General features: G+C 74.5%; 17 protein-coding genes. 3 read left to right on the forward strand and 14 right to left on the reverse strand.

From position 1 onward, the window contains the following. The 4 genes from KOV94_RS09160 to rimP all read right to left on the reverse strand — a co-directional run. The coding region (locus tag KOV94_RS09160; protein ID WP_218051869.1) for a translation initiation factor IF-2 N-terminal domain-containing protein at positions 1 to 278 on the reverse strand (278 nt) is incomplete at its 3' end. Positions 279 to 440: 162 nt separating this feature from the next. Then, entirely contained in the window at positions 441 to 806 is a 366-nt protein-coding gene (locus tag KOV94_RS09165) for a YlxR family protein (protein ID WP_124342558.1), read from the reverse strand. Beyond that, positions 803 to 1,876, reverse strand: a complete 1,074-nt coding sequence (gene nusA, locus KOV94_RS09170; RefSeq protein WP_225916401.1) for a transcription termination factor NusA — start codon at positions 1,874 to 1,876, stop codon at positions 803 to 805. Before nusA ends, KOV94_RS09165 begins: the two co-directional genes overlap by 4 nt. A 1-nt stretch (position 1,877) precedes the next feature. Then, positions 1,878 to 2,459, reverse strand: a complete 582-nt coding sequence (gene rimP / locus KOV94_RS09175) for a ribosome maturation factor RimP (RefSeq protein WP_218051870.1) — start codon at positions 2,457 to 2,459, stop codon at positions 1,878 to 1,880. Between the two features lie 140 nt (positions 2,460 to 2,599). Between rimP and KOV94_RS09180 the strand changes: the two genes are divergently transcribed. Next, on the forward strand, positions 2,600 to 3,706 hold the full coding sequence (locus KOV94_RS09180; protein ID WP_124342557.1) for a DUF4439 domain-containing protein: 1,107 nt from the start codon (positions 2,600 to 2,602) through the stop codon (positions 3,704 to 3,706). A 225-nt stretch (positions 3,707 to 3,931) separates the two neighbouring features. Here KOV94_RS09180 and KOV94_RS09185 read toward each other — a convergent pair whose 3' ends face one another. Continuing rightward, a complete protein-coding gene (locus tag KOV94_RS09185) occupies positions 3,932 to 5,725 on the reverse strand; it encodes a proline--tRNA ligase (protein ID WP_124342556.1) in 1,794 nt (597 codons plus the stop codon). An 80-nt stretch (positions 5,726 to 5,805) separates the two neighbouring features. On the opposite strand from KOV94_RS09185, the gene KOV94_RS09190 reads away from it, so the two are divergent. Further along, entirely contained in the window at positions 5,806 to 6,696 is an 891-nt protein-coding gene (locus tag KOV94_RS09190; RefSeq protein WP_218051871.1) for an Fpg/Nei family DNA glycosylase, read from the forward strand. A 79-nt stretch (positions 6,697 to 6,775) separates the two neighbouring features. Here KOV94_RS09190 and KOV94_RS09195 read toward each other — a convergent pair whose 3' ends face one another. The 3 genes from KOV94_RS09195 to KOV94_RS09205 form a co-directional block, all read right to left on the reverse strand. Then, the gene (locus KOV94_RS09195; RefSeq protein WP_124342554.1) at positions 6,776 to 7,684 is read right to left on the reverse strand and encodes a GNAT family N-acetyltransferase; all 909 of its coding nucleotides are present in this window, start codon (positions 7,682 to 7,684) and stop codon (positions 6,776 to 6,778) included. A 74-nt stretch (positions 7,685 to 7,758) separates the two neighbouring features. Continuing rightward, positions 7,759 to 8,895 (reverse strand): flavodoxin-dependent (E)-4-hydroxy-3-methylbut-2-enyl-diphosphate synthase, encoded by a 1,137-nt coding sequence (gene ispG, locus KOV94_RS09200; RefSeq protein ID WP_200829680.1) that lies wholly within the window; start codon positions 8,893 to 8,895, stop codon positions 7,759 to 7,761. 132 nt (positions 8,896 to 9,027) lie between these two features. Then, positions 9,028 to 10,338 carry a M50 family metallopeptidase gene (locus KOV94_RS09205; RefSeq protein ID WP_124342552.1) on the reverse strand — a complete coding sequence of 437 codons (1,311 nt, stop codon included), beginning with the start codon at positions 10,336 to 10,338 and terminating at the stop codon, positions 9,028 to 9,030. A 210-nt stretch (positions 10,339 to 10,548) separates the two neighbouring features. Between KOV94_RS09205 and KOV94_RS09210 the strand changes: the two genes are divergently transcribed. Continuing rightward, positions 10,549 to 11,871, forward strand: a complete 1,323-nt coding sequence (locus KOV94_RS09210) for an NAD(P)/FAD-dependent oxidoreductase (RefSeq protein WP_218051872.1) — start codon at positions 10,549 to 10,551, stop codon at positions 11,869 to 11,871. Here the strand turns inward: KOV94_RS09210 and dxr are convergent. From dxr to pyrH, 6 genes are all read right to left on the reverse strand, one after another. Then, positions 11,816 to 12,979, reverse strand: a complete 1,164-nt coding sequence (gene dxr / locus KOV94_RS09215; protein WP_218051873.1) for a 1-deoxy-D-xylulose-5-phosphate reductoisomerase — start codon at positions 12,977 to 12,979, stop codon at positions 11,816 to 11,818. The genes KOV94_RS09210 and dxr overlap by 56 nt on opposite strands. Positions 12,980 to 13,130: 151 nt before the next feature. Further along, a complete protein-coding gene (locus KOV94_RS09220) occupies positions 13,131 to 13,685 on the reverse strand; it encodes a DivIVA domain-containing protein (RefSeq protein ID WP_124343697.1) in 555 nt (184 codons plus the stop codon). Further along, positions 13,686 to 14,810, reverse strand: coding sequence for a dual-specificity RNA methyltransferase RlmN (gene rlmN, locus KOV94_RS09225; protein WP_218051874.1), 1,125 nt, complete (start codon positions 14,808 to 14,810; stop codon positions 13,686 to 13,688). It lies immediately after the preceding gene. A gap of 85 nt (positions 14,811 to 14,895) precedes the next feature. Then, positions 14,896 to 15,744 (reverse strand): phosphatidate cytidylyltransferase, encoded by an 849-nt coding sequence (locus tag KOV94_RS09230; RefSeq protein ID WP_124343699.1) that lies wholly within the window; start codon positions 15,742 to 15,744, stop codon positions 14,896 to 14,898. Beyond that, positions 15,744 to 16,301, reverse strand: a complete 558-nt coding sequence (gene frr, locus KOV94_RS09235; protein ID WP_124343700.1) for a ribosome recycling factor — start codon at positions 16,299 to 16,301, stop codon at positions 15,744 to 15,746. The genes KOV94_RS09230 and frr overlap by 1 nt, the downstream gene beginning before the upstream one ends. A 54-nt stretch (positions 16,302 to 16,355) precedes the next feature. Next, positions 16,356 to 17,111, reverse strand: coding sequence for a UMP kinase (gene pyrH, locus KOV94_RS09240; RefSeq protein WP_124343701.1), 756 nt, complete (start codon positions 17,109 to 17,111; stop codon positions 16,356 to 16,358). Positions 17,112 to 17,137: the final 26 nt, after the last annotated feature.

Consider the following 17,137-nt stretch of genomic DNA (forward strand, 5'->3'; position numbering starts at 1 on the left):
CTCGGGGCGGGTGCCGCCGGCGCGGGGGCCGCGGCGGCGGGTGCGGGTGCGGCCGGAGCCGGAGCCGCGGGCGCGGCGGGAGCCGGGCGCGCAGCGGCCTTCGGTGCCGAGGCACCGCCACCTGCGGGGTAGGTGTCGCGCAGCTTGCGCACGACGGGCGGCTCGATGGTCGAGCTCGCCGAGCGGACGAACTCACCGAGCTCGTTCAGCTTGGTCATGAGGGTCTTGCTGTCGACTCCGAGCTCCTTGGCGAGCTCGTAGACGCGGACCTTGGCCACATCTCTCCTGTCCTGGCCCGCCCCCGGACAGGGTCGGACCGTCGTTAGTGCTGGGTACTCATCGCTGGGTACTCATCGGTGCGTGCTCATCGGGTAGCCATCGGCTTCCAACCCGCTTCCTTCTCGACGATCGGCCACGTCACCAGGGGGACCCGGTGACGCTCACTGCTCGTGCTGCTCGAGGTGCTCGTGGACCGCGCGCGTACCGGGCGGACCCGGCAGCCGCAGGGCCCGCCCGAACGCCCTGCGGCGTTCGGCGAGCTCGAGGCAGGCACGATCGGGGTGCAGCCACGCTCCCCTGCCCGGCATCCGGCGACCGACGTCCACGACCAGCTCCGGGACTCCGGGACCGGCGGCGGGGGCGACCACCCTCAGCAGGGCTGACCTCGGGCCGGTCGCTCGGCACCCCACGCACGTGCGCACCGGTCCCACGACAGGCACCACGGGTGCGGGGTCGGGGGTCCGCCTGCTCGGCGAGGAGAGCCGGGCATCCGGCCCAGCCGTCGACAGTCTACCCCTCCGCGTCACCGGTGCTGACCGGCGCCGCCCCGCGGGGCCTCGCCGGCGTCGTGCCGGGCCGCGCCGGCGGCAGGCCCGCCGTCGGCCCCGGGGACCTCGGCGTCGGACCGGATGTCGATGCGCCAGCCGGTCAGCTTCGCGGCCAGGCGGGCGTTCTGGCCCTCCTTGCCGATCGCGAGCGACAGCTGGTAGTCGGGCACGACGACGCGGGCGGCGCGGGCGGCCTCGTCGACGACCGTGACCGACACCACGCGGGCGGGCGACAGCGCGTGCGCGATCATCTCGGCCGGGTCGTCGGAGTGGTCGACGATGTCGATCTTCTCGCCGTGCAGCTCGGCCATGACAGCGCGCACGCGGCCGCCCATCGGGCCGATGCACGCGCCCTTCGCGTTGACCCCGGCGACCGTCGCGCGGACGGCCATCTTGGTGCGGTGCCCGGCCTCGCGGGCGATCGCCGTGATCTCGACCGTGCCGTCGGCGACCTCCGGGACCTCGAGCGCGAACAGCCGGCGCACGAGGTTCGGGTGCGTGCGCGACAGCGTGACCTGCGGGCCGCGGGGGCCACGCGCGACCTCGATGACGTACGCGCGCAGCCGGTCGCCGTGCACGTACTCCTCGCCGGGCACCTGCTCGTGCTGCGGGAGCACGGCCTCGGTGCCGCCGACGTCGACGAGCACGGTCCGCGGGTCGCGCCCCTGCTGGATGACGCCGCCGAGGACCTCGCCCTCCTTGCCGCGGAACGTGCCGAGCACCTGGTCGTCCTCGGCGTCGCGCAGCCGCTGGACGATCACCTGGCGCGCGGTCGCGGTCGCGATGCGGCCGAAGCCGTCGGGGGTGTCGTCGAACTCGGGGGTGTCGACCTCGACCGGGCGGCCGTCCTCGCCGACGGGCTGGGGCTCGCGGGCCCACACCGTCACGTGCCCGCTGCGGCGGTCGACCTCGACGCGCGCCCGCGGGTGCGACCCCGGGGTGCGGTGGTAGGCCGAGAGCAGCGCCTGCTCGATCGCCGAGACGAGCACGTCGAGGCTGATCTCCCGCTCGCGCTCCAGCAGGCGCAGCGCCTGCATGTCGATGTCCATGTCAGCCTTCCCGTCCGGCGGCGTCGGCACCCGGGCCGGCCACGTCGTCGTCGTCCACAGGTCCGAGGCCGCTCAGGTCCACCTCGACGCGTGCGTCGCGCACGTCGGTCAGCAGCAGCCGGACGGGGTCGCCGGTCTTCGGACGCCGCCCCTTCGCGCCCGGCGTCACCGGCACCACGACGACCGCGTCGTCGGCGTCCGTCGTCCCGCGCTCCACGGCCGTCAGGCGGCCCGCGAGCGTCCCGCCGTCGACGAGGCGCACGGTGACCGAGCGACCGACCGCGCGGGCGAAGTGCCGGCGCTCCGTGAGCGGACGCGACACGCCCGGGCTCGACACCTCGAGGGTGTACTCCCCCGCCACGACGTCCTGCGCGTCGAGCGCGTCGGACACCGCACGGGTCACCTCGGCGACCCGGTCCAGGTCGAGCTCGCCCTCGTCGTCCTCGGCGACGTCCACGACCACGCGGACCACCGACCGTGCCCCGGCCCTCGCCACCTCGACGTCCTCCAGCAGGAGGCCGAGGCCGGCCACCGCCGGTTCGACGACCTGCCGGACCCGCTGGGCGGGTGCTGGCGCGACCATGGGAGGGCCTCCTGTCGGTTCCGACGGGTCACCGGCACGCGGCTCGACCCTGTGATGTTGTGGGACCAGCGTAACGAGTCCGGGCACACCCGTCGGTCGCCGCGTCGACGCGCCACGTCGTCGTGGGAGGATCACCGGCGATGAGCGCACCCGACCACCCGACCTCCCGCCGCCGGCCCGTGCCGCTCCGCCGGGCGGTGACGCTCGTCGTCGTCGCGGCCACCGCGACCCTGCTGACCGGCTGCGGCCTGCGCCTCGAGACACCCCCGCCCGTCGAGCCGTCCCCGGACGCCGTCGAGCACGTGCGCGGCCGCACGGTCGACGACGCGCTCGGTCTGGCGCAGGACGCGCGGACGCTCCTCGACGCCGCTCCCGCCGAGCCCGTCGCCGCCGTGCTCGCCGACGTCGCGGCGTTCGGCGAGCTGCACGCCGAGCAGCTGGGCGGCGTCTACGACTCGGGGCTGCCCGAGCCGACGCCGTCGGCGTCGCCGAGCAGCACGACCGCCTCCCCGGCGCCGACCGCCGAGTCCGTCCTGGCGGAGCTCGCCGAGGACGCCGCGACGGCCCTCGCCGACGCGGACGCCGTCCCCGACGGGCCGCTCGCGCGCCTGGTCGGGTCCGTCGCGACCGCCCGGACCGACCTGGCCGGACGGCTGGCCACGGCGCTCGGTCTCCCTGCGCCCGAGATCGCGCTCCGGGCCGGAGTGGACGGTACGCCCGAGGGCGGCGCCGACCAGCCGCCGACACCGTCCGCGACCCCGACGCCCGGCTCCGCGGCCGACGAGGCCCCCGCTCCGGCGGGACTCGACCGCGCCGACCTCGACGCCCTCACGCTCGCGCACGACGAGGCGGGGTACGCGCTCGAGGTCGTCGCCGCGAAGCTGGAAGGTGACCCGCGCACGCTCGCGCGTCAGACCGCCGCCGGGCACCGCGACGCGGCCGAGCGGTGGGCGACCTCCGCGGGCACGGCCGGACAGCTCGACGACCCGCGTCGCGTCGCGTACGCGCTGCCCGCCGGACTCGACGACCCGACGGTCGCGGCCGGCGTCGCACGCGGTGCCGAGTCGGCGGTCGCCGACACCTACGCGACGCTCGTCGCCTCCGCCGACGCGGGCGCCCGCGCCGAGCTGCTCACGGGCCTCGCGGACGCGACGCGCCAGGCGCGTGCGTGGGGTGCGACCCCGGTCGCGTTCCCGGGCATGCCCGAGCTCGCGGCCGAGCCGCTCCCCACACCGACGGCGGGCTGACCGCGGCCGCGCCGCTCCCCACACCGACGGCGGGCTGACCGCGGCCGCGCCGCTCCCCACACCGACGGCGGGCTGACCGCGGCCGCTCCGCTCTCCTCGCCGACGGCGGGGTGACGCGCCCGCGCCGCTCTCCTCGCCGACGGCGGACTGACGCGGCCGATCCCCTGCCCCGCCGACGGCGCCCCGGCGCAGGCCGGGGGCCGACGTGCGCCGGCCCGGGGACCGTCAGTCGGCGAGGAGCTCGCGGACGCGTGCGGCGACGTGCTCGACGACGTCCGCGACGGGCACCTGCTGCGCGTCGCCACCGGCCCGCGGACGGACCTCGACGAGCCCTTCGGCGAGGCCGCGTCCCACGACGACGACGAGCGGGACGCCGAGCAGCTCGGCGTCGGCGAACTTCACGCCGGGCGACACCTTGGGCCGGTCGTCGTACAGCACCTCGATGCCACGGCCGGAGAGGTCGCGCGCGATCTCGTCAGCGGCGTCGAAGACCGTCGCGTCCTTGCCCGTCGCGACGACGTGCACGTGCGCGGGCGCGACGTGCGCGGGCCACGCGAGGCCGCGGTCGTCGTGGTTCGCCTCGGCCAGCGCGGCCAGCACGCGGGTCACGCCGATGCCGTAGGACCCCATCGTGACGACCTGCGCCTTGCCGTTCTGGTCGAGGACCGTGAGGCCGAGCGCCTGGGCGTACTTGCGGCCCAGCTGGAAGATGTGGCCGATCTCGATGCCGCGCGCGAGCTCGAGCGGGCCCGACCCGTCGGGCGCGGGGTCGCCCGCGCGGACCTCGGCGGCCTCGACCGTGCCGTCGGCGGTGAAGTCCCGCCCGGCCACCAGGTCGAAGACGTGCCGGCCGGGCTCGTTCGCACCGGTGATCCACCGCGTGCCGTCGACGACCCGCGGGTCGAGGAGGTAGCGCACGGCCGTCCGCTCGGCCCCCTCGGCGACGGGCACGTTCGGGCCGAGCGCGCCGGGACCGATGTAGCCCTTGACGAGCTCGGGGTGCGCGGCGAAGTCGGCCTCGCCCGCGGCCTCGACCTCGGCGGGGGCGAGCCCGGCCTCGAGGCGCTTGAGGTCGACCTCGCGGTCGCCGGGCAGACCCACGACGAGCAGCTCGCGCTCGCCCGTGGGCTGCACCAGCGCGAGCACGACGTTCTTGAGCGTGTCGGCGGCCGTCCACTCCCGGTCGGGGCGCGGCTGGTGGGCGTTGGCGTGCGCGACGAGCGACTCGATGGTCGGGGTGTCGGGCGTGTCCTCGACGTGCGCTGCGGGCGCGTCCGACCAGTCGAGCGCGGGCGGCGCGACGGTCGTGACGGCCTCGACGTTCGCGGCGTAGCCGCCCGCGGACCGGACGAACGTGTCCTCGCCGATCGCGGTGGGCGTGAGGAACTCCTCCGACCGCGAGCCGCCCATCGCGCCCGACGTCGCGGTCACGATCACGTACTCGAGGCCGAGCCGGTCGAACACGCGCTGGTAGGCGGCGCGCTGCGCGGCGTACGACGCGTCCAGCCCGGCGTCGTCGACGTCGAACGAGTAGGCGTCCTTCATGACGAACTCGCGCCCGCGGATCAGACCCGCGCGCGGACGCGCCTCGTCGCGGTACTTCGTCTGGATCTGGAAGAGCGTGAGCGGCAGGTCCTTGTACGACGAGTACAGGTCTTTGACGAGCAGCGTGAACAGCTCCTCGTGCGTGGGCGCGAGGAGGTAGTCGCCGCCCTTGCGGTCCTTGAGCCGGAAGATGTTCGGCCCGTACTCGCTCCACCGGCCCGTCGCCTCGTACGGCTCCTTGGGCAGCAGCGCCGGGAAGTGCACCTCCTGCGCGCCCGCGGCCGCCATCTCCTCGCGCACGACGGCCTCGACCTTGCCGAGCACCCGCAGCCCGAGCGGCAGCCACGTGTAGATCCCGGGCGCGGCCCGACGGATGTACCCCGCGCGGACGAGCAGCTTGTGGCTCGCGACCTCGGCGTCGGCGGGGTCCTCCCGCAGCGTGCGGACGAAGAGCGTGGACAGGCGCAGGAGCATGGGGGCGAGCCTAGTGGTCGCGGCAGGGTCGCCCGTGCGTCCGCTGTCGCGGTGTGGGCGGTCTCGGCCAGGATGGGCGGGTGCCCGAGCTGCCTGAGGTCGAGGCGCTCGCGCAGTTCCTGCGCGGGCGCGCCGTGGACCGTGCCGTGTCCGGAGTCGAGGTCGGCGCGATCAGCGCGCTCAAGACGTTCCGGCCGCCGCCCGACGCGCTCGTCGGCGGCGCGGTCGTCGACGTCGTGCGGCACGGCAAGTGGCTCGACCTCATGGTCGCGACGTCGACCGGCGAGCCGCTGCACCTCGTCTGGCACCTGTCGCGTGCGGGCTGGGTGCGCTGGTCCGACGAGCTCTCGCCGCGGCCCGTCCGGCCCGGCAAGTCGCCGATCGCGCTGCGCGTGCGGCTCGACGACGGCTCGGGCTTCGACCTGACCGAGGCGGGCACGCGCAAGCGGCTCGCGGTGCACGTCGTCGAGGAGCCGACCGCGGTCCCGCAGATCGCGACGCTCGGCGTCGAGCCGCTGTCCGACGAGTTCACCGAGGACCGTCTCGCGGAGCTGCTCGCGGCCCGCAACCAGCAGGTCAAGGGCCTGCTGCGCGACCAGGGCACGATCGCCGGCATCGGGAACGCCTACTCGGACGAGATCCTGCACGCCGCACGCATGAGCCCGTTCGCCCCCACGCGGTCGTTCGACGCCGACCGGACGGCCACGCTGTGGGTCGCGATCCGGCAGGTCCTGACCGACGCGGTCGCCGCCGCGTCGGGCCGGCCCGCCGCCGAGCTCAAGGACGCGAAGCGGCGCGGGATGCGCGTGCACGGCCGGACGGGTGAGGCGTGCCCGGGGTGGGACGGCGTGCCGTGCGGCGACACCGTGCACGAGGTCTCGTTCGCCGACTCGTCCCTGCAGTACTGCCCGACGTGCCAGACGGGCGGCAGGCCGCTCGCGGACCGCCGGATGTCGCGGCTCCTGCGCTGAGCGCGTCGTCGGGAGCTGAGCCCGCCGTCGGGAGCTGAGCCGTGTCGAAAGCCGAGCCCCGTCGGGAGCAAGCCCGCCGTCAGAACAGGACGGTCGCGTACGTGCCGACCTGGCGGAACCCGACCGCGCGGTACGCCGCGAGCGCGCGGTGGTTGTACCCGTTGACGTAGAGCGACACGACGGGCGTCTCCGCGGACCGCGCGAGCTGCACGACGGCCGCCATGCCCGCCTCCGAGAGCCCCTCGCCGCGCCGTTCGGGCGTGACCCACACGCCCTGCACCTGCGCGACTCCCCCGGCGACGGCCCCGAGCTCGGCCTTGAACACGATGGTGTCGCGCGGGCCGCGCCGGCCGTCCTCCCGCTCGACCCGCACGAACGAGCGGCCCGAGCCGATGAGCCCGCGGACGCGCGTCTCGTACGGACCTCCCGGGCCACCGGCGGGCGAGTAGCCGACCTCCTCGGTGAACATGCGGATGCACGCGGGGAGCACGAGGTCGTACTCCTCGACCCGGGAGCGGCGGACGGTCCGGTCGGGTGCGATGCGCGGCTCGTCGTCGATGACCATCGACGGCTGGTCGGCCCGGACCTCGCGGGCCGCGGGCCAGGTCCGGCTCAGCCGGTCCCAGAGGCCGAGCACCATGTCGGCGGAGCCGACGATCGACGAGCAGCGGCGGCCCTGGGCGCGTGCGAGGCCCGCGAACGCGTCGAGCGCGCGCGCCGCGAGCTGCGGGTCGTCGGTCGGCACGACCGGTACGACGTTGGCGCCCGCCCAGCACACCGCGCGCAGCGCGCCGTCGTGCGCGAAGCCCCACAGCGTCCCGCCGGCGGACCGCAGACCGCTGACGGTGGCCTGCTCGAGGCGGGCGGTCGCGAGGACCGCGGCGACCGGGTCGAGCGCGCAGACGGCGAGCGCAGCACGGAGGTCGACGTCCGTCAGGACGCGTCCCCCTGCCCGCTCGTCGAGCAGCATCGCGCGGCGAGAACCCATGACACGGATTGTGCACCACGGACGGCGACCGGACCTGTCGTCCGGCGACCCGCCGTCCCCGGCACGGACCTCGGTCAGCCGACGGAGACCGTCGGGCTCCCCTGCCCGGCCTCGACGGGGTCCATGGTCTCGGCGAGGCGCATGGCCTCCTCGATGAGCGTCTCGACGATGAGGGACTCGGGGACGGTCTTGATGACCTCGCCCTTGACGAAGATCTGCCCCTTGCCGTTGCCGGACGCGACGCCGAGGTCCGCCTCGCGCGCCTCGCCGGGGCCGTTGACGACGCAGCCCATGACCGCGACGCGCAGCGGCACCTCCATGCCCTCGAGACCCGCGGTGACCTTCTCGGCCAGCGTGTAGACGTCCACCTGGGCGCGACCGCAGGACGGGCACGACACGATCTCGAGCTTGCGGGGCCGCAGGTTGAGCGACTGCAGGATCTGGATGCCGACCTTGACCTCCTCGACGGGAGGGGCCGACAGGGAGACGCGGATCGTGTCGCCGATGCCCTTGCTGAGCAGCGCACCGAACGCGGTCGCCGACTTGATCGTGCCCTGGAACGCCGGGCCGGCCTCGGTCACGCCGAGGTGCAGCGGCCAGTCGCCGGCCTCGGCGAGCAGCTCGTAGGCGCGCACCATGACGACCGGGTCGTTGTGCTTCACCGAGATCTTGAAGTCGTGGAAGCCGTGCTCCTCGAAGAGGGACGCCTCCCACACGGCCGACTCGACGAGCGCCTCGGGCGTGGCCTTGCCGTACTTGGCGAGGAGCCGCGGGTCGAGCGAGCCCGCGTTGACGCCGATCCGCAGCGAGACGCCGGCGTCGGACGCGGCGCGCGCGATCTCCTTGACCTGGTCGTCGAACTTGCGGATGTTGCCGGGGTTCACGCGGACGGCGGCGCAGCCCGCGTCGATCGCGGCGAACACGTACTTCGGCTGGAAGTGGATGTCGGCGATCACCGGGATCTGCGACTTGCGCGCGATCGCGGGCAGCGCGTCGGCGTCGTCCTGGCTGGGCACGGCGACGCGGACGATGTCGCAGCCGGACGCCGTGAGGGCGGCGATCTGCTGGAGCGTCGCGTTGATGTCGGTCGTCGGCGTGGTGGTCATCGACTGGACGCTGATCGGGGCGTCGCCGCCGACCTCGACCTTGCCGACGCGGATCTTGCGGGAGGCCCGCCGGGGCGCCAGGACGGGGACGGGCGCAGCCGGCATGCCGAGGCTGATCGGGGTGCTCACGCCCCCATCATCGCACCGTCGCACGCCCGGACCGGGCCCGAGCGACCGACGCCACACAACCCGCACGGAACCTGCGCCGTGCGCCGCGGTCCGCCGGGTCCGCGCAGGTCAGATGGTGATCGGGTTGACGATGTCGGCGTAGACCAGCAGCAGCCCGACGGCGCCGAGCAGGATGAACACGGTGTACGCGAGCGGGACGAGCTTCGCCGCGTCGAACGGCCCGGGCCGCGGCTGGCCGCGCAGGCGCGCGACCTGACGGCGGACACCCTCCCAGAGCGCCGCCGCGACGTGACCGCCGTCGAGCGGGGGCAGCGGGATGAGGTTGAAGACGAACAGGGCGACGTTGAGCATCGCGAGCATCTGGAGCCAGCCGGCGATCTTCACCGAGAACGGCAGGTCGGCGGCGCCGATCTCACCGCCGAACCGGGCGATGCCCACGACGCCGACGATGCTGTTCTGGTCGCGCTCCTCGTGCGCGAACGTCGACCGTGCCAGGTCCGCGACCTTCGTCGGCAGCGTCGCGACGACCCCGATGGTCTGCCACGTGGCCGACGCGACCGACTCGGGCGCCTCGCTCCACGGCTGCCGCTCGATGGCCTGGGCCGCGGTCACGCCGAGGAAGCCGGCCGGGACCGTCTTCATCTCGCCGTCCGCGTCGAGCACCGGGCCGCCGTCCTCGCCGATGACGGGGCGCTCGGCCACGACGGGCGTCACCGACAGCGTCACCTGCTGGCCGTCGCGCTCGACGACGACCGGCACGCTCTCGCCCCCCGTTGCCCGGATCAGGTCCGTCAGCTGCTCCCACGACTCGACGGCGGTGCCGTCGTACGACACCACGGTGTCCCCCGGCCGCAGCCCGGCCGCGGCGCCCGGCGCGGGCTCGTCGCCGTCCGTGCAGGCGCGGTCGGCGGGTGCGTCTGCGGGGATGACACACTGCGAGACCGACTCGAGCGTCGTGCTCTGCCCGGAGGGGATCCCGATCCCGACGAGCACCACGACCATGAGGACCACGGCGATCAGGAGGTTCATCACGGGACCGCCGAGCATGACGACGAGCTTCTTCGGCGTCGAGAGCCGGTAGAACGCCCGGTGGTCCTCGCCGGGGCGGATCTCCTCGGCGCTCGCCTGCCGCGCGTCGCGCGCGAGCCGGCCGATCCACGTGCGGGCCGGCGGGTTGCCGACGGCCTCGTCGGGCGGGTACATCCCGACGAGCCGCACGAAGCCGCCCAGCGGGATCGCCTTGAGGCCGTACTCCGTCTCGCCCTTCGTGCGCGACCACAGCGTCGGGCCGAACCCGACCATGTAGTGGCTGACGCGGACACCGAAGCGCTTGGCGGGCACCATGTGCCCGACCTCGTGCAACGCGATCGACAGCAGCAGCACGACCACGACGATCAGCACGCCGACCAGGAACTCCATGCGGTCCCGACACCTCCACGCGAGACGTCCGCAGGCACGCGGACGGGCCCGGTCGCTGCCCGGGCCGGCGACCATCATCCCGCGTCCGGCTGGGAGTCCGCTGACACCGTTCGCGGAGCGGCCCGCAGACCACCCGACCGGCGCAGGCGCGCGTCGCCGACCGCGTCGTGTCGGCTGTCGGCAACCCGCGCGCGCCACTACCGTCCCGGCATGGCGACCGCTCGCACGCACCCGCTGTGGCTCGACCAGCTCCTCGACGACGACCCCGGCGCGCTGCGCCCGCGGGAACCGCTCGACGGCGACGACCAGGCCGACGTCGTCGTCGTCGGCGCGGGGCTCGCGGGGCTGTGGACCGCGTACTACCTCCTCGAGGCCGACCCCTCGCTCGACGTGCTCGTCGTGGAGGCCGACGTCACCGGTGCCGGCGCGACGGGCCACGGGTCGGGCTGGTGCTCCGCCGACCTGGACGTGCCGGGCGAGGAGCTGGTCCGCCTGCACGGGCTCGCAGGCGCACGGGCGCTGCGGGCGGCGCTGCGGGACGCCGTCGTCGAGGTCGGCGGCGCCGCGGCTGCCGAGCAGGTCGACTGCGGGTTCGCGTACGGCGGGTCCGTCCGCCTCGCGCGCACCCCTGCGGAGGTCGAGCGCATCGCGACGCACGTGCAGGTCGCGGCCGACCTCGAGGACGACGTGCACCTGCTCGCACCCGACGAGGTCGCCGAGCACGTGCGTGCGGCCGGCGTCCTCGCGGGTGCGTACAGCCCCGACTGCGCGCGCCTGCAGCCCGCGGCCCTCGCGCTCGGGCTGCGTGACGTGGTGCTGTCACGCGGGGGCCGGGTCGTCGAGCGGACCCGGGCGCTGCGCGTGTCGCCGCGCGCCGTCGCGACCGACCGGGGCATCGTGCGGACCCGGTGGACGGTCGTCGCGACCGGTGCGGGCGCGCCGCTCACGCCGGGCTCGGGCCGCTCGGTCGTCGCGCGCCACGGGGTCGCGGTCGCGACCTCGCCGCTGACCTCCGCGCAGTGGGACGCGGTCGGGCTCGCCCGGTCGCAGACGTTCGTCGACGCCGCCGCACGCGTCCGGGGTGAGCGCACCGCCGACGGGCGGCTCGTCCTCGTCGACGTGAGCGGGCGCGCCGTCGCGTCGCCGGCCGGCGTCGACCGCGCGGCGACCGCGCTGCACACGACGCTCGGTGAGCTGTTCCCCGACCTGGCCGCAACGCCGTCGACGCACGCCTGGTCGGCGACCGTCGGCGTCGCACGCGACGGGCACCCCTCGGTCGGCCTCGACGACGACGGCATCGGCTGGGTGCGCGGGCTGGGGTTCGACGGCGTGGCCGCGGCGAACCTCGCCGGGCGCACCCTCGCCGACCTCGTGACGGGCGCGGGCGGGCCCCTCGTCCGGCTGCCGTGGGTCGGGCACCGCTCCCCCACGTGGCCGCCGGCGCCCGTGCGGCTGCTCGGCGACGCGGTCGCCCGGGTCAGCGCTGCGCGAGCACCTCGTGCGCACGCGACCGCGCCCACCGCTCCGCGATGAGGACCGCGTCGAGCGACAGGTCGTCGGGGTCCGTGCCGTCGTGCTCGGCGAGCACGCGCTCGACCGTGGACACGATGTCGAGGAAGCCGATCCGGCCCGCGAGGAACGCGTCGACGCACTCCTCGTTCGCCGCGTTGTAGACCGCCGGGTGGGTCGGGGACGCGGCGACCGCGTGGCGGGCCAGCCGCACGGCGCCGAACACCTCCTCGTCGAGCGGCTCGAACGTCCACGCCGTCGCGGTCGTCCAGTCGCACGGCGGCGCGACGAGGGGCACGCGGTCCGGCCACGACAGGCCGAGCGCGATCGGCAGGCGCATGTCCGGCGGCGACGCCTGCGCGATCGTCGAGCCGTCGACGAACTCGACCATCGAGTGCACGACCGACTGCGGGTGCACGACGACGGTGATGTCCTCGACCGGCACGCCGAACAGCAGGTGCGCCTCGATGAGCTCCAGGCCCTTGTTCATGAGCGTCGCGGAGTTGACCGTCACGACCGGGCCCATCGACCACGTCGGGTGCGCGAGCGCCTGCGTCGCCGTCACGGCCTTGACGTCGTCGAGCGACCACCCGCGGAACGGCCCGCCCGACGCCGTCAGCACGATCCGGCGCACCTCGTCGCGCGCCCCGCCGCGCAGCGCCTGCGCGATCGCGGAGTGCTCGGAGTCGACCGGCACGATCTGGTCGGGTCGCACGCGCGCCGCGTGCACGAGCGCACCGCCCACGACGAGCGACTCCTTGTTGGCCAGGGCGAGCGTGCTGCCCGAGCGCAGCGCCGCGAGCGTCGGCCCCAGGCCCACGGACCCCGTGATGCCGTTGAGCACGACGTCCGCCCCGCGGCCCGCGAGGTCCGTCGACGCGCCCGGGCCGGCGACGACCTCCACGCCAGTGCCGTCGAGCGCGGCGCGCAGCGGATCACCCGCGGCCGGGTCGGCCACCGCGACCGTCTCGACGCGCAGGTCACGCGCCTGCTGGGCGACCGTCGCGACGTCCCGCCCGCCCGCGCTCAGCCCGACGACGCGAAACCGGTCGGGGTTGCGGCGGACGACGTCGATCGCCTGGGTGCCGATGGACCCCGTCGAGCCGAGGATGACGACGCTGCGCTCACTCACTCGCCCATCCTCCCGGACGCGCGGACCGTGCGGGGACACCGCCGGCCGCGTCGCGACGCTCGACGCCGGCGGAGCAGGTCGAAGGCGTCATCCGCCGCAGGCTGAGCACGCCGCGGGCGTCACTCGCCGACGACGGCGCACGTCGCGGGCGTCACTCGACGCCGAGCAGCACCTCGACCGCACGCGCGAGGAACGCATCCACCGACTGCTCGGCGTAGGCGTTGCGGCCCCGGCGGCTGCGGAAGGTCGCCGCCCGGACCTCGGCCGCCGACAGCGGCGTGCCCTTGTCGAAGTACGCGACCAGGCGGTGGCACAGGGCGTCGACGTCCGCGGGCTCGTAGCCCTGCTGACGCCCCTCCGGCGCGGCGAACCGGTCGCCATCGGGACGCGACAGACGCCCGTACAGGGTCCGCGCCTGCTCGCTGAGCTTGGCCATCCACGCGTCCTGGCCGTTGCGCTGCACGAACTCCGCACGCTGCCGCGCGACGAACGCCTGCTCGAGCCGGTCGAGCGCCGCGTCGACCGCCGCGGTCACGTAGCCGCCGCGGACCATGTCGAACGCGACGCCGCGCACGTCCTTGCTCGACAGCCCCGACGACGGGCCCGCCTCGTACACCTGGCGCGCGTGCGTGAAGAAGTCGTCGACCTCGTCCGGGTCGTATCCCTGCTTCAGGCCGGAGACGGTCCGGAACATGCCGTCGCTCACTCAGTCCTCCTCCGCGGCGAGCTGTCCGCACGCCCCGTCGATCTCGCTGCCGCGCGTGTCCCGGATGGTGGTCGGGATCCCGTGCGCTCGCAAGCGTGCCACGAACTCGCGCTCCACCTCGGGATCGCTCGCCGTCCACCGCGAGTTCGGCACCGGGTTGAGCGGGATCGGGTTGCAGTGCACCCACCCCTTGCCGCGCGCCGCGAGCTTCTCGCCGAGCAGATCCGCGCGCCACGCGTGGTCGTTCACGTCCCGGATCAGGGCGTACTCGATCGACACCCGGCGGCCGGTCTTCTCGAAGTAGCGGTGCGCCGAGTCGATCGCCTCGTCGACGCTCCAGCGCGTGTTGACCGGCACGAGCTCGGAGCGCAGCTCGTCGTCGGGGGCGTGCAGCGACAGCGCGAGCGTCACGGGGATGCCCTCGTTCGCGAGCCGGTCCATCGCCGGCACCATGCCGACGGTCGAGACCGTCACGTTGCGCGCCGACATGCCGAGGCCGTCGGGCGTGGGCGCCACGAGACGCCGCACGGTCTCCATGACGGCCTTGTAGTTGGCGAGCGGCTCGCCCATGCCCATGAACACGACGTTCGTCAGGCGCGTCCGTCCGCCGGGCACCTCGCCGTCGGCCAGCGACCGCGCCGCAGCCCGCACCTGCTCGACGATCTCCGCCGTCGACAGGTTGCGCGTGAGGCCCAGCTGACCCGTCGCGCAGAACGCGCACGCGAGACCGCAGCCCGCCTGGCTCGAGATGCACAGCGTGGTGCGGTTCGCGTACCGCATGAGCACCGACTCGACCTTGGCACCGTCGAACAGGTGCCACAGCGTCTTGACGGTCGTGCCCTGGTCCGCGGTCAGCGTGCGGTGCGCCGTGAGCAGCGTCGGGAACAGGCCCTCGACGAGCTTGTCGCGCGTCGCCTTCGGCAGGTCCGTCATCTGCGCCGGGTCGTTCGTCAGGTGCGTGAAGTAGTGCGTGGCGAGCTGCTTGGCGCGGAACGGCTTCTCGCCGAGCTCGGCCACGGCCTCGACCCGCTGCTCGGGCGTGAGGTCGACGAAGTGCTTGGGCGGCTTGCCCCGCGGTCCGCGGGTCGGCGAGGACAGGTCGAGGCGCACGGGTGTACCGGTCATGCGGGGCACCCCCTTCTGGGTGTCGGTGGGACGGGGTCGAGCGGCGGCGCGGGTGGCCGCGAGCGGCGGGCGCGTGGCGTGCGCGTCAGCCCGCAGGCTGCAGCACCGCGAGGATGACGTAGGCGACGGGTGCCGTGAGGAGCAACGAGTCGAGCCGGTCGAGGATCCCGCCGTGGCCCGGGATGAGCCGGCCCATGTCCTTGAGCTCGAGGTCGCGCTTGAGCATCGACTCGGCCAGGTCCCCCAGCGTCGCCGTCACGACGGTCGCGAGCCCCATGACGACGCCGACGAGCGGCTCGCCGCCGAACGCGGCCTGCACCCCGACGACGCCGACGACGCTCGCCAGGACGACCGAGCCCAGCAGCCCTTCCCATGTCTTGTTCGGGCTCACCGACGGTGCGAGCGGGTGCCGGCCCAGCAGCACCCCGACCGCGTACCCGCCCGTGTCGCTCGCGACCACGAGCAGGATGAACAGCATCACGCGCCAGGGCCCGTCGGGCTCCGCGAGCAGCAGCATCGCGAAACCCGCCAGGAACGGCAGGTACGCCGCCGCGAACGCGCCCGCGCTCGCGTCGCGCAGCGCCGCCTCGCCGCTACCGTCGAGCACGCGCCAGACGACGACACCGCCGACGGTCAGCATGAAGGCGACGAACAGCGCCTCCGGGCCCGCGAGGTACGCCGACACGAGCGTGCCGACCGCGCCGACGAGCAGCGGGAGCAGCGGCAGGTGGATGTTGCGGCGCGCGAACGCCTGCGCCAGCTCCCACAGCGCCGCGCAGACCGCCACGATCGCGACGACGCCGAAGATCTCCTTGCGGATGAACAGCGAGGCGACGACGCCGACGAGCAGGGTCACGCCGACCACGACCGCGACCGGGAGGTCGCGGCCCGGCCGGAGGGTCTTCGGCGCGGCGATGGTGCTGTGCTCCGTCATCAGACCTCGAGGAGCTCGCTCTCCTTGGAGGCGAGCAGGTGGTCGATGGTCTCGACGTGCTTCTTGGTGAGCGCCTCGAGCTCCTTCTCCGCCCGCACGACCTCGTCCTCGCCCGCCTCGCCGTCCTTGACGATGCGGTCGAGCTCCTCCTTGGCCTTGCGCCGGACGGAGCGCACCGACACGCGGGCGTCCTCCGCCTTCGACTTCGCGAGCTTGACGAAGTCGCGGCGACGCTCCTCCGTGAGGGCCGGCAGCACGACGCGGATGACGTTGCCGTCGTTCGTCGGGTTCACGCCCAGGTCGGAGTCGCGCAGCGCCTTCTCGATCGCCGTCGTCGACGACTTGTCGAACGGCGAGACCAGGATCGTGCGCGCCTCGGTCACGTTGAACGACGCGAGCTGCTGGAGGGGCGTCGGGCTGCCGTAGTAGTCGACGAACACCTTCGAGAACATCGCCGCGTTGGCCCGGCCCGTGCGGATCGTCGCGAAGTCGTCCTTGGCGACCTCGACCGCCTTGTCCATCTTCTCCTCGGCCTCGAGGAGGGTCTCGTCGATCACCGCTGCTCCTTCGTGCTGCTGTCGTCTGGGGGTCGGGCGTGCGGGCTCGGTGCGTCAGCTCGCCGTGACCAGCGTGCCGATCTTCTCACCCTGCAGGGCTCGGGTGACGTTGCCCCGCTCCTCGAGCCCGAAGACGCGCATGACCACGTCGTTGTCGCGGCACAGGCTCAGCGCCGTCGCGTCCATGACGCCCAGGTCGCCGACGAGCGCGTCGGTGTAGGTCAGGTGGTCGAGCTTGACCGCCGACGGGTCCTTGCGGGGATCCGCCGTGTACACGCCGTCGACGCCGTTCTTGCCCATGAGCACCTCCTGGCAGTGCGTCTCCAGGGCGCGCTGCACGCTCACGGTGTCGGTCGAGAAGTACGGCATCCCCGCGCCCGCGCCGAAGATCACGACGCGGCCCTTCTCCAGGTGCCGGATCGCCCGCAGCGGGATGTACGGCTCCGCGACCTGGCCCATCGCGATCGCCGTCTGCACGCGCGTGCTGACGCCGGCCTGCTCGAGGAAGTCCTGCAGCGCCAGGCAGTTCATCACCGTGCCGAGCATGCCCATGTAGTCCGCACGGGCCCGGTCGATGCCGCGCTGCGACAGCTCCGCACCGCGGAAGAAGTTGCCACCCCCGACCACGATCGCGACCTGCACGCCGGAGCGCACCGCGACCGCGATCTCCGCGGCGACCCGCTGCACGACGTCCGCCGCGAGGCCGACGTCACCGCCGCCGAACGTCTCGCCGGAGAGCTTGAGCAGGACGCGCCGGGCGGGCGCGGGCTCGCCGGTCGTACTCGGGTCCTGGGTCACTGCGGCCTCCATCGACGGTCGGGGTGGGTGCTGGTCGT

Origin of the sequence: Cellulomonas algicola (genome assembly GCF_019024305.1) — a bacterium.
In the GTDB taxonomy this organism is placed as follows: domain Bacteria; phylum Actinomycetota; class Actinomycetes; order Actinomycetales; family Cellulomonadaceae; genus Cellulomonas; species Cellulomonas algicola.

Coding starts and splice junctions, on each gene's coding strand:
- KOV94_RS09185 (WP_124342556.1), bottom strand. CDS start 5,725: ATGCTCCTGCGCCTGTCCACGCTCTTCGTCCGCACGCTGCGGGAGGAC.
- rlmN (WP_218051874.1), bottom strand. CDS start 14,810: ATGACCGGTACACCCGTGCGCCTCGACCTGTCCTCGCCGACCCGCGGA.
- KOV94_RS09205 (WP_124342552.1), bottom strand. CDS start 10,338: ATGGAGTTCCTGGTCGGCGTGCTGATCGTCGTGGTCGTGCTGCTGCTG.
- KOV94_RS09180 (WP_124342557.1), top strand. CDS start 2,600: ATGAGCGCACCCGACCACCCGACCTCCCGCCGCCGGCCCGTGCCGCTC.
- KOV94_RS09195 (WP_124342554.1), bottom strand. CDS start 7,684: ATGGGTTCTCGCCGCGCGATGCTGCTCGACGAGCGGGCAGGGGGACGC.
- ispG (WP_200829680.1), bottom strand. CDS start 8,895: ATGCCGGCTGCGCCCGTCCCCGTCCTGGCGCCCCGGCGGGCCTCCCGC.
- nusA (WP_225916401.1), bottom strand. CDS start 1,876: ATGGACATCGACATGCAGGCGCTGCGCCTGCTGGAGCGCGAGCGGGAG.
- KOV94_RS09230 (WP_124343699.1), bottom strand. CDS start 15,744: ATGACGGAGCACAGCACCATCGCCGCGCCGAAGACCCTCCGGCCGGGC.
- rimP (WP_218051870.1), bottom strand. CDS start 2,459: ATGGTCGCGCCAGCACCCGCCCAGCGGGTCCGGCAGGTCGTCGAACCG.
- pyrH (WP_124343701.1), bottom strand. CDS start 17,111: ATGGAGGCCGCAGTGACCCAGGACCCGAGTACGACCGGCGAGCCCGCG.
- KOV94_RS09210 (WP_218051872.1), top strand. CDS start 10,549: ATGGCGACCGCTCGCACGCACCCGCTGTGGCTCGACCAGCTCCTCGAC.